Genomic DNA, 16,484 nt, shown 5'->3' with positions numbered 1-16,484 from the left:
TAAAGACACGCGCCCTGCGGATGCTATTATTATTCTGCTATACACCGGATAGAATAGCCGTTGGTACGGCTGGGAGAGCCAATACCCACGTCGCCAGAGTTCATAAGCATATAGCCCGCATTGTTTGAACTGTACTCCGTACTACTCCAGTAGTAGCCGGAATTGCCCCGGAAGAACAACCTCCCATCATCCGTTACGCGGACGCCGGCAGCCGGCAAATACAGTGCTGGCCCAAATTTCCATCCACTATCAAAGTTAGTCTCGCCTGCTGTCCAATTACCAAGAGGGGTTTGCGTATTCAGGGTGGCATTGATAACACCTTCCCATTCTGCGCATGTTGGCACACGATAATGTTGAGGACAAGGGTCATTAGCCTCTATCTTTGAAGCTTCTGACCATGAGCCGTCAGGGGCGGGTGTAGTATTCCAACCGGGGATTGCAGCAGCCGGTGTATCGACTGTAGGTCGTCCCCACTGGTAGTAATTACCATTCAGTCCTTTAGCCGGAGTGAAGGGATCGAGGCTTTCGTCTGCCCCCAGGTTATAGCACATGAAGTTCTGCCAGCCGCCGGATGTGGTGAATGCCCTGCGGCAATTGCAATCCTGATGGCTCACTGTCAGCCCACCTGACGCAAAACCCATGTTAGCGGTTCGGGTTGTCAAGGTATAAATTTTTTAAGTTTGAGTTTCACAATTTCAATGTCTTTGTTTGGATTTCGGATTATTCTTTTCTGTCCGTTATAGTTGAAATCAGAGAAAGATATTTCCACCAAATGAATATTGTGTTTTGGCAAAACTTCTCTTCTCCGCTCGTCATAGATTTTTCTTTGCTCTCCACGATGAACTCCGCTAACCGTCATTTTATTCGGCTTGTCAAAAAACTTTACTTTTTCTGAGTGTTGTCGTTCACAATACTCAACAACAAGATTTAAGTCCTGATAAAAAAAACTGTCAACAGGAAGTTTTGCAGCCACGCCATTTACATTTGGGTCGCCACGCAAAAAGTCAAACTTGTCTTGTCTGGAAGAAGTAAGTCCTAAAACTTTATCGCAAAGGTCAAGAACATAATGTTCGTCTTTGCTGTTTGATGCTATAGTCTGAACTTTCGGTGCAACAGTATTTGTTATCGTTTTGCAATTACCTTTTTAGTCGTCTGTGTTGTATTAGAAATTTGTTTGTCAATGATTTCAATGTCGCCTTTGTTCAAAAGTTTTTTGAAGTCAATGTCGCTAAACCGGTTAAAATAGTCAGAAATCATAAAACCTGATCTCCTGATTTCAGCTCGTATCTTTCTTTTTCGCCACTACTTTCATTTGCTCGTCTTTTAAGCAACAAGCTAATTTTGTCAAACTGTGATTGAGTAAATTTATATTTTGCCATTGTCTTGTTATAATGTTGTTGTTAATACTCCGTACAGAACCTTCGGCATCTGCACCTTGTCTGCAGACTCTTTACCCTGGGGACGGTGTGCTGTTATCCCGTTTCTAATTCTTGACTTCATATTACCCTCGCTCGTGCAGAGTAAAAGACCTTTTGACACAGCCTATTTAAATATTTATAGAATTATCTTTTTCGTTTCGTGCTATTCGCTTTATTTTTATCTTTCGCTTGTTGTTGCTGTATGCGTTGGGCTTCTTCGAGACGAGCCATAAATCCTGATTTCTTTTTAGGTTTAGCTTTGTTAGCCTCTAATTTAGCCAATACTTTATCTTCGTCAATCATATATCGGAAGCCAATGGTTAGCAAAATGGTTATCAGCAATGAAAGGAAATAGTAATATGTAAGTCCCGAAGGATAGTCGTTCAACAAGAACAGGAACACTACCGGCATCAGGTACATCATCCATTTCATACCGGGCATTTGTTGTTGGCCGGTATTGGTCATTTCCATATTGAACTTTGTATAAATGACATTCGTCACGGTCATCAGGATACAGAACAAGCTGATATGCGTACCTATCAGTGGGATATGATTAGTCCATGTTATAATAGCATCGTAAGTAGAAAGGTCGTCTGCCCAAAGAAAACCTTGCTGGCGAAGTTCTATAGCATTCGGGAAGAAAGAAAACAAGGCGATCAGAATAGGCATTTGTAATATCATTGGTATGCATCCACTCATCGGATTGGCTCCGGCTTTATTATATAAAGCCATTGTCGCCTGTTGTTTTTCCATCGCCTGCTCCTGTTTAGGATATTTAGCGCTCAGCTCCTCTACTTGCGGGCGCAAGACGCGCATTTTGGCAGATGACATAAAAGACTTATATGTCAATGGCGATATAATCAGTTTTACGATGATAGTAAGTAGCAGAATAACAATGCCCATAGATAATCCTGAATCTTTCAGCATATTAAATACAGGAATCACCAAGCCTTGATTTATCCAACGGAATAATGTCCATCCCAGCGGAACCAGTTTGTCCAGATCGAGTTCATGATTAGCATCCTTTACTTCACTGTCATAGTTTTTCAGAAGTGTATAAGACATTGGCCCAAGGAAGTACGAAAAACCGGCGCTTAGAGCCTGTCCGTTCATTTCCAGCCTGGCAGGGACATACAAAGTCGCGTCACAGGTTTTCAAGTATTTACTTGAATCGTTTATCTCTAATATTTTAGAATCTAAAAGAGCAGTCTCTATTTTATCATCAGCAATCAATATAGGAGAGAAGAACTGATTTTTAAATGCGATCCATTTAGATGGTTCTTTTATTTCTATCTGGTCATTCTTATCACTGCTCATCTCTTTTACGTCTCCTCCTACATATTTATAATAGATGTGGGAATAACGTTGTTCGTTCTTTATGCTTTTTTCCTGACGGCGCATTTTCTGAGACCAACGGATCTGAAACATATCCATAGAATTTCTGTCCAACATTGGTTGCAGGCCTACAAGATTGATGTCATACTTAAGCATATAGTCGTTTTCTGACAGTTTGTAGACGAAGTCTATATATTGACTATCGTTATAAGCAAAACGCATGATAAGGGAATTCTTATCCTGTGTCTCTACCGGAGTAAACGTCAGGTCTTTTGTTTGTAACGATTTTCGTTCTTTATTAGTCAGTTGAAGAGAAAAATCACCATCATTATCAAAAAGATACAGGGGACTTGCTTTGTCATAGTGTAAATACTCTTTAAGCCGGGCGCTTACCATTTTCCCGCCTTTTGTTGAAAAAACGATTTTTACCTTATCGTTTTCCAAAGTAACAAGCTGTTCGGGTTGTTGCGAAACTTGTAAAGTATCTGACGAAGAACTTATAGAGTCTGCCTGTTGAGCAGTGAAAAAATCAGTGACTTTATCTTCTTTTTTTGCGAGGGTATCTATACGCTCTGCCTCTTGCCGGAGGGTTTGTGCATAAGCTATCGAATCTGTTCTGAATTGCTCTTTCTGTTTCGCAATATCTTCTGCCGAAGGCTTATTGAGTAAAGTAAAACCTATGAGTACGGCCGCAATGAGTATAAGCCCGATAATCGTATTCTTATCCATTTAGTCTTTTATAAATTATATTCAATTTCTTTTACTTCTTTTTATTGTCTATAACTGCCTTTACAAAGCTAATGAACAAAGGATTAGGAGATACCACCGTGCTATTATATTCCGGATGGAATTGTACTCCCAAATACCACTTCAATCCCGGAATCTCAATAACTTCTACCAAGCCCATTTCCGGATTTATACCGGTACATTTCATTCCGTTTTTTTCAAAATCCTCTCTGAAGTCGCCGTTAAACTCAAAACGATGACGGTGACGCTCCTGTATCAGTTTCTTCCCATAGGCTTTATATACAACAGACCCTTTTTCCAGTTCACATTTATAGGCTCCCAGCCGCATTGTGCCTCCCATATTGGTGATATTTTTCTGCTCTTCCATCAGGTCTATTACCTTGAATGGTGTATGAGGATTCATTTCTGTCGAATTTGCTTCTTCCAGTCCTAATACGTTGCGGGCAAATTCAATTACCATACATTGCATACCCAGACAGACGCCGAATGTGGGAACATCATGCTCGCGAGCATATTTCAATGCACATATTTTACCTTCGAGCCCTCTTGGCCCAAATCCGGGAGCAATAACTATGCCATCCATAAGAGATAGTGTCTTTTCGACATTCCCATCGGTTAATTTGTCAGAAAGGACAAACTGAAGGTCTAGCTTTCGCTCATTATACGTCGCGGCTTGTAACAGGGATTCATTAATAGATTTATAGGCATCGGGAAGCTCTACATATTTACCCACCAAGGCTATACGAACAGTCTCTTTGGCATGTTTTTTCTTATCGAGAAAATCGCGCCACGGTTGCATAACAGGCTTTTCGTCGATAGGCATACCCAGTTTACGTAATACGATTTCATCCATGTTTTGTTCCTGCATTTTTAGAGGAACTTCATAAATAGTGGATACATCTACAGATTGTACCACAGCATCTACTTCAACATTACAGAATAAGGCTACTTTACGTAAAATTTCTTTATTAAGAAGATGCTCGGTTCTCAAAACCAACAAGTCGGGTTGTATACCTTCCGATTGTAACTGTTTTACAGAATGCTGGGTGGGTTTGGTTTTAACTTCCTTAGCTGCTGCTATATACGGCACATAAGTAAGGTGCACACACAAACAGTTTCTACCCAATTCCCAACGCAACTGACGCACACTTTCAATAAAAGGGAGAGATTCTATATCGCCTACAGTTCCTCCAATTTCAGTAATAACGAAATCATAGTCGTACTTAGATCCTAATTTTTTGATATTGCGCTTTATTTCATCCGTAATATGGGGAACAATCTGTACCGTTTTACCCAGATAATCGCCTTTACGCTCTTTATTTATCACGTTCTGATAAATCCTGCCTGTAGTAATATTATTATCTTTATGCGTCGGCTGGTTAAGGAAACGCTCGTAATGCCCCAGATCCAGATCGGCCTCATGCCCATCTTCTGTAACATAGCATTCGCCATGTTCGTAAGGATTCAGCGTGCCGGGATCGACATTTATATAAGGGTCCAGTTTTTGTATTGTCACTTTATAACCTCTTGCCTGCAACAGCTTTCCCAACGAGGATGCTATAATACCTTTCCCCAGGGAGGAAATAACTCCTCCTGTAACAAAAATATACTTCGTATTAGCCACGACTATTTTATTTTATATTTTTTGACTCTAAAAAGAAAGAACAAAAGTACAAAAAATATTTTGATACACAGTGTGCAAAAAAAGAATAGCTAACTACCTCGAATGAAAATAATTAATTCAAATTGCTATTTATCAGATAATACCGGCCGGTGGCTCGATTACGTTTAAGATATAAGCTTTTTTTTCATCCTTTTCATCTAGGTGTGAACCATGATAAATATTACCTTTGTTTTCAAATAATCTAAATTGTTATATTCATGAGAAATAAAGGATACGTAAGAACCTTAATCAATTTACTCTTTTTAATTTTACTATCAACCGGTACGCAAGCTCAGAAAATGAGCCATTTGTGGACAGGCTTGCGACAACCTCAACCACAGACGGAAATACCGAAAGGCAACGCACCTTTCCAAACCGCACAACGCGTATCAAAAAAGAATATTCCTACAAGCCTGACCCCGACTCAGGCAGGCGAATGGATTGTCTCACAGGGATGGGAAATGACAGATGGAGCAACTGTGATAGAATCGGGAAAATCAATTTTCGACCCGCAACTGAATACCGGTAGCTGGTACAATGCGACGGTACCGGGAACAGTTCTTACAACGCTGGTTAATCAGGGAGTATACCCCGATCCGTACTTCGGGCTGAATAACCTGGCGATTCCGGATTCTCTGAGCCGGACAGACTGGTGGTACAGATGCCAATTCAGCTTACCCGAAAATATTTCAGGAAAGCAATTACAATTGTTATTTAACGGGATCAACTACCGTGCCGACATTTATCTGAACGGGAAAAGGTTGGGAAGTATGAAGGGCGCCTTCATCCGTGGCGAGTTTGACATAACAGATATTGCTAAAAAGAATAGCGGGAATATACTGGCAGTCCATATATTCCCTCCGAATAATCCGGGTATTCCGCACGAACAATCCATAATTGCCGGACAAGGATTTAATGGCGGCGTACTAAGTACAGACGGCCCGACTTTTATTTCATCGATCGGGTGGGACTGGATTCCGGGAATACGTGACCGGAACATGGGTATATGGCAGGATGTGAGACTAAGAGCAAATGGCCCGGTCTTGATAGGAGATCCGTTGGTAACAACTGATGTGATGTTACCGGATACTACTCGTGCGAATATCACCATACAGACTAATGTACGTAATATTTCATCTAAAACAGTGAAGGGGACATTATCCGCAAAAATAGAAGGCATAAATATATCATTGCCATATACGCTCTCTCCCAAAGAAGAAAAGCAATTGACTTTCTCTCCGGAGCAGTTCAAAGAATTGGAAATGAAAAACCCGCGTTTGTGGTGGCCGAATGGTTATGGTAGCCCCGAACTATACGATCTGGAGTTGACTGCTTTTGAAAATGACAAAACATCTGACATCAGAAAATTGAAATTCGGAATAAGAGAGATGTCATACGAACTGATGGTGAACGACGGCAATAAAAATAGAAGGGTAGCTTACACTCCGAACAGTACTGTAAATAAAGGGCGGCCTGTTTTCGACTATGAAAACCGTGTGTTTTTCACTAAGGATAATCAATTGGCGACTATTGCCAAAGGTGCCGACATCTCAGGTCTCCAGGTTTTACCGGACGATGACCCCATAGGCCCGTTCTTTGCCATCCGTGTGAATGGTGTCCGTATCTTCTGCCGGGGTGGTAACTGGGGAATGGATGATGGAATGAAGCGTGTTTCACGTGAAAGGCTGGAGCCTTATATAAGATTGCACAAAGATGCGAACTTTAATATTATCCGCAATTGGACCGGAGAATCGACTGAAGAGGATTTTTATGCCCTGTGCGATGAATACGGCATGCTTGTTTGGAACGATTTCTGGATTACGACCGATGATACTGTCGAGCCAAGTGATTTCGGACTGTTTGTGAAAAACGCCACAGACGTTGTCCGTCGCTTCCGCAATCATCCGTCTATCGCGGTATGGAATCCGCGTAACGAGGGTTTTGCACCGGAAGGATTGAGCGAAAAGCTTACTGCCATGATGGCACAAGAAGACCCGACCCGTCATTATCACGGACAATCGCGCTTTCTGAATATGGGTACAAGCGGCCCTTGGGGTTATTTCAAAGACCCGTCATTATACTATACGCGGAATGCAAAAGGTTTTAATACCGAAATGGGAAGCTTTGCCGTCCCTACGGCCAATACTATCCGTAAATTCATTGCTCCTGAAGATCAATGGCCTATCAACGACGTATGGGCTTATCACGATATGCATCACACGTCCCAGAATTTCAACGACTTTATGGCTGCGGTCGATCGCTATGGCAAGCCGGACAGTATGGAAGACTTTTCCCGTAAATCGCAGTTTATAACTTACGACTCATGGCGCAATATGCTCGAAGCATGGAACAGCAGGATATGGAACAATACCACCGGGCTTATCCTTTGGATGACTCATCCGGCATGGCCCAGTATGATTTGGCAGACATACACTTACGACTACGAGACTCCGGGTTCATACTTCGGGGCGAAGAAGGCATGCGAGCCTGTTCACATTCAGATGAACTTGCCTGATAACGAGATCATGATCATCAACACCACACTCAAAGATTATAAATCGGTAACAGCCGGGATCAGCTATTTTGATTTAAAGGGAAAAGCCCTGTATAAAAAGGATGTGAAACTGGATGCAAAAGCAAATTCAGGGACAAAGTGCTTTACGCCGGAGAAAGCCGATAACTTGCCGAAACTGTATCTCGCGCGCCTGGAACTGAAAGACGCGAAGGGGAAACTCCTTTCTGTCAATGATTACTGGGTGACTGACGGAAACGATGAATCTTACAAGGAAATGAACGCGCTGCCTTCTTCGATCATCAATATCAAGACAAAAAATGAGAAAGGAAGAATATTGGTAGAAGTATCCAATCCTGCACACAACCTGATCGCAGGGATAAAACTCAACCTGGTGGACGACAAAACAGGGGAAGTATTGCTTCCGGCTTATTTCTCAGATGGATATTTTAATCTGTTGGCAGGAGAGAAAAGAATCATAGAACTGGAAATCCCCCAACAGTTGACAAATAATCTCAAAGTCGTGGCTACAGGCTATAATGTAAACAGAAATTGAAGAAATTAAAAGAGGCAGCCTGTCAGGCAGGAGTGGTCGGAAGATTTTATAGTATTAATTATCAGTTAATTACAACTTATTTTATCAGAAAAAAACAGTTACACTGAGTACCACTGAGCAGACACTGAGGTTCACTGAGACTAAAAAAACTCAGTGTTTCTCAGTGTCTGCTCAGTGTATCTCAGTGTCATAAAATATATTTACCGACCTGATTATAAACGATTGAATTGATAAACAATGATATATGATATATTGAAATCTTCCGACCACTCCTGGCCGAGCGCCTTCTTTTTGCTTTAACAAAGAAATCCAACGTTTAAAATAAGTATATCCTTAGGCTGCGAGAAAAAATCGTTTTTATCTTTGTAGTTCTAAAAAACAAAGGAGATTTTTTAGAACTTCCCTTGTTCGATTGATACGATTTCGTAAAGTTTGTCCGGTTTCGTACACTTGGGATAATGTATCTATCTGAAAAATAGTTGTTTGTTGAAGGGATTGTCGTTTTTGCCGTGAATACGGAAGCCTGATAAAAAAACAATGTGTTAAAAACCCACAATGACAGACTTTTAACACACCGTTATTTCTATCGCTGAATTTTATTTTTTCCAGCTACCGCCACCAAGATAGAATCCTACTGTTACTAAAAAGTAACCGTTTGTAGAAGAAATTTTTCCAAGCTGTCCCATATCAATTTTTGAAGAAGGAACCAGATTGTAGCTTGCCGCCAGCCTGAAACGACTGTATTCGAATCCGGCACGAAGCAATCCTCCGAATTTTCCTGATGCATCAGCACCCAGCTCGCTGTTGCCAACCTTGATTGTCGCCAGGCTGTAATATCCTGCACCGGCACCAACAAACGGAGCAAAATTGGATGTTCCTTTGTTGAAATAGTAGTCGAAAGTAGCTAAATAGGCTTCGTTTCCTGAAACGCTTCCTTCCTCGTTGCTTACTTCTTTAGCCATGAATGCATCCTCGATGCGGAGACCTACGTTCATGTTGTCTTTCAAGTTGTATTTAAGCTCCAAAGCCGCGCCTATGCCACCGCCACCTTTCGGTATGGCATAACCTAGGTCTAATCCGCCTCTGAATTTTCCTGCTTCCTGAGCATTGACTGAAAGAAACGACATGAACATTGTGATTACAAGTAATAATAAACCTTTTTTCATTTTAATGCGTTTTACGTCCACTCCTAATTAGGACATTTAGTTTATAAAATATAATATCTATATAAAAACTTACTATTTATATGTAATTCTATAATAAGACTGTATCAACCCTATCTAATAATAAAATATAATTAACTGATTACTGTATACCTAACTAGAAGAGAAAAGCAAAATTTCAACTCAAGATTAATCATAGTATTGTGTTATTTGTTTATTTGACAAATATAATAAACGATTTTGTATTTTTATAATGATTTTTAAAATTTTTATTCAAAAATATTTGATGTTCTGTAAAATATAGATTATTAATTCTTTTTCTTGATATTTACGCGATTTCTCATATTGAAGTCGTCTCGACTTTTTGATTTCACCACAGAGTCGAAAACAAGTATCTTTTGAAAAAAGAATATTCATTTTATGTTAATTATATACTCCGTGAAACTCTGTGTGACTCCGTGGTGAAAAGTCAAGATGAGTTCATCTATATAAAATTAGGCTGCGAGAAAAAATCGTTTTATCTTTGTAGCTCTAAAAAACAAAGGAGATTTTTCTTATGACTGAGCCTTTAAAGCACGAATGCGGTATCGTTATGATACGCCTGCTTAAGCCGCTTGAATATTACCAAAATAAGTATGGTACGTGGCAGTACGGATTGAACAAACTATACCTGCTGATGGAAAAACAACACAACCGCGGACAAGAAGGTGCGGGCTTAGCTGTTGTAAAATTAGAATCTCCTCCCGGAAGTGAATTTATATTCAGAGAAAGAGCTACGGGATCGGGTGCTATCTCCGAAATTTTTTCGAATGTTTATAACAATTACGAAAAAGTTCCGGCAGAAAAGTTGAACGACCCAGCATATGCTAGTCAACATTTACCATTTGCGGGAGAGTTATTTTTGGGACATTTGCGTTATAGTACTACAGGCAAAAGCGGAATATCATATGTACACCCTTTTTTGAGAAGAAATAATTGGAGAACAAGAAATCTGGCTTTAGCCGGAAATTTCAACATGACCAATGTTAATGAGCTTTTCAACGAATTGTTGGATCAAGGACAACACCCGCGCGACCATGCCGACACATTTGTATTATTGGAATCTCTCGGGCATTATCTGGACAGGGAAGTGCAGTATCAGTTCGACAAGTTCGGAAAAGATAAGAAAGTAAAAGGCGAGGAGCTAAATGATCTTATTGAGAAAAATCTGGACATACATTTTATGCTCAACAAAGCCAGCGAAAAATGGGATGGAGGTTTTACCATTGGCGGATTAATCGGTTGCGGCGACGGGTTTGTATACAGAGACCCATGGGGTATACGTCCGGCTTTCTATTATCATGATGATGAGATTGTTGTTGTTGCCTCAGAGCGTCCGGTTATACAAACAGCCCTGAATCTGGATGTTTCAGATATAAAAGAACTTAGTCCCGGACAAGCTATTATTGTAAAAAAGGATGGGGCTGTAGTATTCTCACAAATACAGGAGCCAAAGAATGTATCGCCATGTTCTTTTGAACGTATTTATTTCTCCCGTGGTTCGGATGCCGATATATATAACGAACGAAAAATGTTGGGGAAATTATTACTTCCGCAGATACAAAAGGCAATAAACTCGGATATTCAAAATACAGTATTCTCTTTTATTCCAAATACGGCTGAGGTCGCGTTTTTTGGAATGACAGAATCTTTCAACGAACATATGAATGATATTAAGTTGAAAAAGATATCGGAAAAAGGAAATTCTATCACGAAAGAGGATCTGGAAAGAATCTTATCGATGCGTGTACGTACCGAGAAAGTGGTGATTAAGGATATCAAACTGCGAACCTTTATCGCTCAGGACAATAGCCGCGACGATTTGGCGGCACACGTTTACGACGTTACATACGATTCTATTCGCCCTTATAAAGATAACCTGGTAGTGATTGACGACAGTATTGTCCGGGGAACGACTCTTAAGCAGAGCATTATAAAGATACTAGACCGCATACATCCGAAGAAAATAGTTATAGTTTCATCTTCTCCTCAAATCAGGTATCCCGATTGTTATGGAATAGACATGTCACGAATGAGTGAATTTGCTGCGTTCCGAGCAGCAATCGAACTTCTGGAAGAAAGAGGGATGCAATCTGTTATTGATGAGGTTTACCGTAAATCTTTAGCTCAGAAAGATAAGCCTATAAGGGAGATTGTAAACTATGTAAAGGAAATATACGCCCCGTTCTCAGATGAAGAAATCTCTGCGAAAATGGCGGAAATGTTAACACCGAAAGGAACGCAGGCAGAAATAGAAATCGTATTCCAAAGCATAGAAAACTTACATAAGGCTACTCCTAATCACAAAGGAGACTGGTACTTCTCGGGCGATTATCCGACTCCGGGAGGAAACAGGATGGTGAACAGGGCATTCCTCAATTATATAGAAGGAGTAGATAAACGATCATACATCGTTGAAATATAACGAAATAAAGCGCTTTTTTTATGCTATAAATGTTTGTGTATTACAATGCTATTTTTTATCTTTATGGTATATATGAGAGGTAGGACACAGTTTATTATTCGGCTGTAGTGTCTTGCTGTTTCGTCCCTGATTGTTGTATAATAGACAGGGCAATATATAATAGAATCCCGGCGGATATTCCTATTATACCCACGTAAACAACCATTCCGATTATAAAAGCAATAAGAAAATAACGGTATTCGTTTCCCTTCAATTTGATACTTTTTACTTTCAATGAGAACATCGGTATCTCAGATACCATAAGAAGAGAAAAAACTAAAATCCCAACAAGGAAAGTGTACATCAGGGCAGGGGTTATTACCGGCGCCGTATACGTAAGGCCATAGCAGAAACTCACCCAAAACAGAGCATTGGCCGGAGTATTAAGGCCAATAAAAGATTCGGATTGGCGTTCGTCTACATTGAATTTGGCTAACCGGAGGCCCGAAAATATAGCCAGAAGAAAAGCTACATATGGCAGATACTCTACCACTACCGGATTATAGGATATTTTAAATACATTCTCTGCAAGGAAATAATATACAGCGGCACCAGGCGCGAATCCAAAGCTTATACAATCAGCTAATGAGTCAAGTTCTTTACCCATAGGCGAATATGCTTTCAGGAATCTTGCCGCAAAACCATCTGAAAAGTCAAAGAACGCCGCTATTATTACCCAGATTACAACCAGCTTATATTCTCCCTGAAATGCCATAACAGATGCTACGCACCCGGAAAACAGATTGAGAGAGGTAAATATGTTTGGTATGGATTTTCTAATATTCATTATGCAAATTTAGCAATAATGGTTTGGTTCCCTGTTACTTTTTGTCCCATTTCAACCAATATCTCAGTCCCTAGCGGAAGATATACGTCAACACGTGAGCCTAGTTTTATAAAACCCAGATGCTCATCTATATGAGCTGTTTCACCAACTTCGGCGTATGTAACGATACGGCGGGCCATTGCTCCCGCTATTTGGCGCAGCAGGATCTGATGACGCGCGTCTTCTGTTTCCATCACAACTGTTGAGCGCTCGTTCTCCGTGCTCGATTTCGGTAAATATGCCGCCATAAAACGACCCTCGTGGTGCTTGGTCAACAGTACTTTTCCATTGATAGGATACCAGTTGGCATGCACATTGAATGGAGACATGAATATGGAGACAATAATGCGTTTATCTTTGAAATGCTCCCCTTCATAAACTTCTTCTATGGCCACGACTTTGCCATCGGCAGAAGCCACGACTATTCCATCGGTATTCCCTTTGAATTGCCGGTATGGGCTTCTGTAGAAATTAAGTACGATACCAAATAGTACGAAGGAAGCTCCGCCTGCAATATAAGATAAAAGAGTGTGGCGGGAGAAATGCCATAATATACCGTTTAATAATACAAGTATAATAAAGTATATCGTTAAAACACCGCGACCTTCGTGATGAACTTTCATTATTTATGATTATAAAATAAGCTAATTAGTATCGTGCAAAAGTATCTTTATTTAGTGATATATACAAATTTGGCATCTGAAAATTTATTTAATCAAGTATCTGTAAAGGGAATTATTTATTTTAGAATATTTTAAAACACTACAAGTCTATATTCTTGTATCTTTGTCGTTTGTATAGTTATTATTCCATTTTATGAATAAAATACTTTTGATCTGTTTTATTACAGCCCTTACACCGCTTTGCTCATTTGCACAGCAGCAAGATCCTGTTGCCTTGAATATTAACGGAAAACCGGTTCTGCGTTCAGAGCTGGAATACGCTTACAAGAAAGCGAATGAATTAAAAGATCTTCAGGACAAGGAGTCTCCCGATGATTTCCTCCGGTCGTACATCAATATGAAGCTGAATGTAGAAGAGGCTAAAGCTCAACATCTGGACACGGTGGGCAATTACAAAAGAGACCTTTCGTCAGCAAGGGTACAACTGTCATATAAATATATGGAGGACACGGAGTATGAAAATGAATATATTCGGAAAATATATGATCGTACGCTTGAAAATGTAGAGATAAATCATGTTCTGCTTCCTTTCGATAAAGAAATTATATTTCCTGCCGATACTGTTGACTTATATAAGCAGGCAGTAGGTTTACGCGAAAAATTAATGAAAGACGGATTTGTAGGAGAAGAATATAATAATAAGAATACCCCTGTTACCGGTCTGATTGCTAACTACAGTAAAAGAAACGGTTATGTCGGCTGGGTTGCTCCTTTTATGTTTCCATCCAAAGTAGAGGATGCGATATATGGCTTGTCCACAGGTGAAATTAGCCGGCCAATAAGAAGTTCTCAGGGGTATCATATCATACAGGTATTAAACAGGCGTCCTGCTGTGGGTTCTGTTGAATTAGAACAGGTGGTTTTCGGATTTAGTCATCTTCCCCCTCCTCAGCACCAGATAGATAGTGTAGGGATAGTGGCGTGGCGGGAATATAACAACATACGATCCCAAGCCGATTACAATTCCCTGTGTCAGGAATTTGCCCAAGTGATGCAAACGGGCGACAAGGGATGCTATCTTGGTGTCGTAAGTTTAGAGTCTACGATGCCGCCCTCCTTTTTATCAGCCGCCTTCAATCTTGAAAAAGCGGGGGATATAAGCCAACCTGTGTTGACGGATTATGGATACCATATTATACGGCTGTTGAATAAAATTCCCGTACCTGAATTTGGGAAAATAAGAAGCAGCCTGAGAAATAAAATCCTTCACAGTGACAAAGCCGCTAACATAAGTACGGCCAAACGAAATATGACAGAGGCTAATATTAGAATAGATATTAATGAAAAGGCATACGGGAAATTGAATGAAATTGCAAATACGATATCCCCTCAAGATCCTGTATTTACAGGAAGAATAAAGAATGGAAAGGATGTCCTTTTTTCTATTAACAATGAGATAAATTACACCGTAAATGATTTTGTGGAATATATCCGTTTTAGAAATAGTCAACTGAGTAAAAAAAACGGAGATGAGCCCGACATTATGCAGTTTATCGATGTAGCGAAACATAATCTGTCTACCGATCAACTGAAAGAATACTTCGATAGTTATTCCTCGCGGAAGCTATCAGACTATTATTATTCCACATTGGAAGAGCGTTATCCCGAATTCGACAGACAGATGAGGGGTTTCTCGGATGGGTTACTTTTATTTGCAGTTAAAAACAAAAATATTTGGGAGCGCTCAAAAACAGACGAAAAAGGGTTGACCGATTATTTTAATAAGAACAAATCGAAATATAAGCTTGACGGGAGAAAGTATAAAGGATTGATTGTATTTGCCAAAGACGAAAAATCACGGGTTGATGCTGAAACCCTTGCAGCAAAAGAAAAGGATGTAAATTCTTTTATCCGGCAGGTAAAAACTTCATTCAATAAAAATGGGGTAGTTTTACAAATGGAACCGGGATCATGGACTAAAGGAAATAATAAATTTGTAGACAATAAAATATTTGGCGGGGTTGCACCCGCTCCCCGTAGAGATTTTCCATTCTTTTTCGTTATGGGTAATTATATCGATACCCCTCAGGACTATACAGATGTGCAAAATGCAGTGGAGATAGACTATCAGGACTTTCTGGAGAAAGAATGGGATACATATCTGGAAAGCAAATATAAAGTGGAAATCGAAAAAACTGTTTTGGATACAATACAATACAATGAAAAAGATAATTAATACAGGGCTTATTCTTATTTTCATCTCTTTTGTTTCGTGCAAAAAGGAAAGTCCAGATGTGGATAAATCTAAAATTCCTGTTGTAACGGTGAATAATGAAACCTTATATAGGGCTGAACTCGATGATGCAGTGCCGCAAAACTTATCGACGGAAGACAGCACGGAAGTTGCACAATCGTATATCAAAATATGGATAAACAATAGGCTGATGTATGATAAGGCAAGTCAAAATATAATCAATAAAGAAGAAATAGACCGGTTGGTAGAGGATTACCGGAAGTCTTTGATAACAAATTCATTCCAAGAGCAGTTGATCAGGGAACATTTTTCCAAAGCGGTGAAAGATAAAGAGTTGGAGGCATATTATGAGAAGAATAAAGACAAAATAAAATTAAAGGAGAATATCATTAAAGGTCTTTTCTTGAAAGTACCTGTCGATTCTAAAGAACTGGCTAATTTTCAGAAATGGTACAAGCAGGCGAATGATGCCGCGGTGGAAAATATAGAGAAAAATAGGTTGCAAAATGCTGTCGGCTACGAGTATTTTTATAATGACTGGGTTAGCTTCAATTCTGTGTCGGAAAATATACCTTTGCCGATAGATGATGAAGAACAATTCCTCAAAGCCAATAAAAATATAGAAGTAAGGGATTCCTCTTTTGTTTATTTGTTGAATATCAAAGAATATAAACTTACCGGGAGTGAGGCTCCGTTCGACTATATAAAAAATCATCTGATAGAAATATATATTGAACAGCAGCGATCCAATTATATGAAGCAGGTTCAGGATGATTTATATAAGAAAGCTGTTTCCGACGGAGAAATTAAGTTTTACGATAATAAACTATAACTTATTTTTTTACGTTAAGAAAAAACATTATTACTATATTTACGCACTTTTT

General features: G+C 39.7%; 11 protein-coding genes. 4 read left to right on the top strand and 7 right to left on the bottom strand.

The window, feature by feature from the left end; translation table 11 throughout:
* Nucleotides 1-29 precede the first annotated feature (29 nt).
* From ACYPZI_RS04030 to ACYPZI_RS04015, 4 genes are all read right to left on the bottom strand, one after another.
* Nucleotides 30-662 (bottom strand): fibrobacter succinogenes major paralogous domain-containing protein, encoded by a 633-nt coding sequence (locus ACYPZI_RS04030; RefSeq protein ID WP_459598856.1) that lies wholly within the window; start codon nt 660-662, stop codon nt 30-32.
* Nucleotides 659-973, bottom strand: coding sequence for a hypothetical protein (locus ACYPZI_RS04025; protein ID WP_459598854.1), 315 nt, complete (start codon nt 971-973; stop codon nt 659-661). The genes ACYPZI_RS04030 and ACYPZI_RS04025 overlap by 4 nt, the downstream gene beginning before the upstream one ends.
* A 589-nt stretch (nt 974-1,562) precedes the next feature.
* Nucleotides 1,563-3,482 (bottom strand): membrane protein insertase YidC, encoded by a 1,920-nt coding sequence (yidC, locus tag ACYPZI_RS04020; protein WP_459598852.1) that lies wholly within the window; start codon nt 3,480-3,482, stop codon nt 1,563-1,565.
* Between the two features lie 31 nt (nt 3,483-3,513).
* Nucleotides 3,514-5,124, bottom strand: coding sequence for a CTP synthase (locus tag ACYPZI_RS04015; protein WP_459598850.1), 1,611 nt, complete (start codon nt 5,122-5,124; stop codon nt 3,514-3,516).
* A gap of 257 nt (nt 5,125-5,381) precedes the next feature.
* On the opposite strand from ACYPZI_RS04015, the gene ACYPZI_RS04010 reads away from it, so the two are divergent.
* Nucleotides 5,382-8,231 carry a glycoside hydrolase family 2 protein gene (locus tag ACYPZI_RS04010; RefSeq protein WP_459598848.1) on the top strand — a complete coding sequence of 950 codons (2,850 nt, stop codon included), beginning with the start codon at nt 5,382-5,384 and terminating at the stop codon, nt 8,229-8,231.
* Nucleotides 8,232-8,827: 596 nt separating this feature from the next.
* Here ACYPZI_RS04010 and ACYPZI_RS04005 read toward each other — a convergent pair.
* The gene (locus ACYPZI_RS04005; protein WP_459598846.1) at nt 8,828-9,397 is read right to left on the bottom strand and encodes a hypothetical protein; all 570 of its coding nucleotides are present in this window, start codon (nt 9,395-9,397) and stop codon (nt 8,828-8,830) included.
* A gap of 553 nt (nt 9,398-9,950) precedes the next feature.
* Between ACYPZI_RS04005 and ACYPZI_RS04000 the strand changes: the two genes are divergently transcribed.
* On the top strand, nt 9,951-11,858 hold the full coding sequence (locus tag ACYPZI_RS04000) for an amidophosphoribosyltransferase (RefSeq protein ID WP_459598844.1): 1,908 nt from the start codon (nt 9,951-9,953) through the stop codon (nt 11,856-11,858).
* Nucleotides 11,859-11,952: 94 nt separating this feature from the next.
* On the opposite strand, the gene ACYPZI_RS03995 is transcribed toward ACYPZI_RS04000, so the two are convergent.
* Nucleotides 11,953-12,684, bottom strand: coding sequence for a CDP-alcohol phosphatidyltransferase family protein (locus ACYPZI_RS03995; protein WP_459598842.1), 732 nt, complete (start codon nt 12,682-12,684; stop codon nt 11,953-11,955).
* Nucleotides 12,684-13,346 (bottom strand): phosphatidylserine decarboxylase family protein, encoded by a 663-nt coding sequence (locus ACYPZI_RS03990; RefSeq protein ID WP_459598840.1) that lies wholly within the window; start codon nt 13,344-13,346, stop codon nt 12,684-12,686. Before ACYPZI_RS03990 ends, ACYPZI_RS03995 begins: the two co-directional genes overlap by 1 nt.
* 193 nt (nt 13,347-13,539) lie before the next feature.
* Between ACYPZI_RS03990 and ACYPZI_RS03985 the strand changes: the two genes are divergently transcribed.
* Together ACYPZI_RS03985 and ACYPZI_RS03980 are read left to right on the top strand one after the other, a co-directional pair.
* Nucleotides 13,540-15,582 carry a peptidylprolyl isomerase gene (locus ACYPZI_RS03985; RefSeq protein WP_459598838.1) on the top strand — a complete coding sequence of 681 codons (2,043 nt, stop codon included), beginning with the start codon at nt 13,540-13,542 and terminating at the stop codon, nt 15,580-15,582.
* Nucleotides 15,566-16,432, top strand: coding sequence for a peptidyl-prolyl cis-trans isomerase (locus ACYPZI_RS03980; protein WP_459598836.1), 867 nt, complete (start codon nt 15,566-15,568; stop codon nt 16,430-16,432). The genes ACYPZI_RS03985 and ACYPZI_RS03980 overlap by 17 nt, the downstream gene beginning before the upstream one ends.
* Nucleotides 16,433-16,484 lie beyond the last annotated feature (52 nt).

This window comes from Dysgonomonas reticulitermitis, assembly GCF_054601275.1.
The sequence above is the reverse complement of the archived record's forward strand: the minus strand, read 5'-3'. Positions and strand labels throughout refer to the sequence as shown.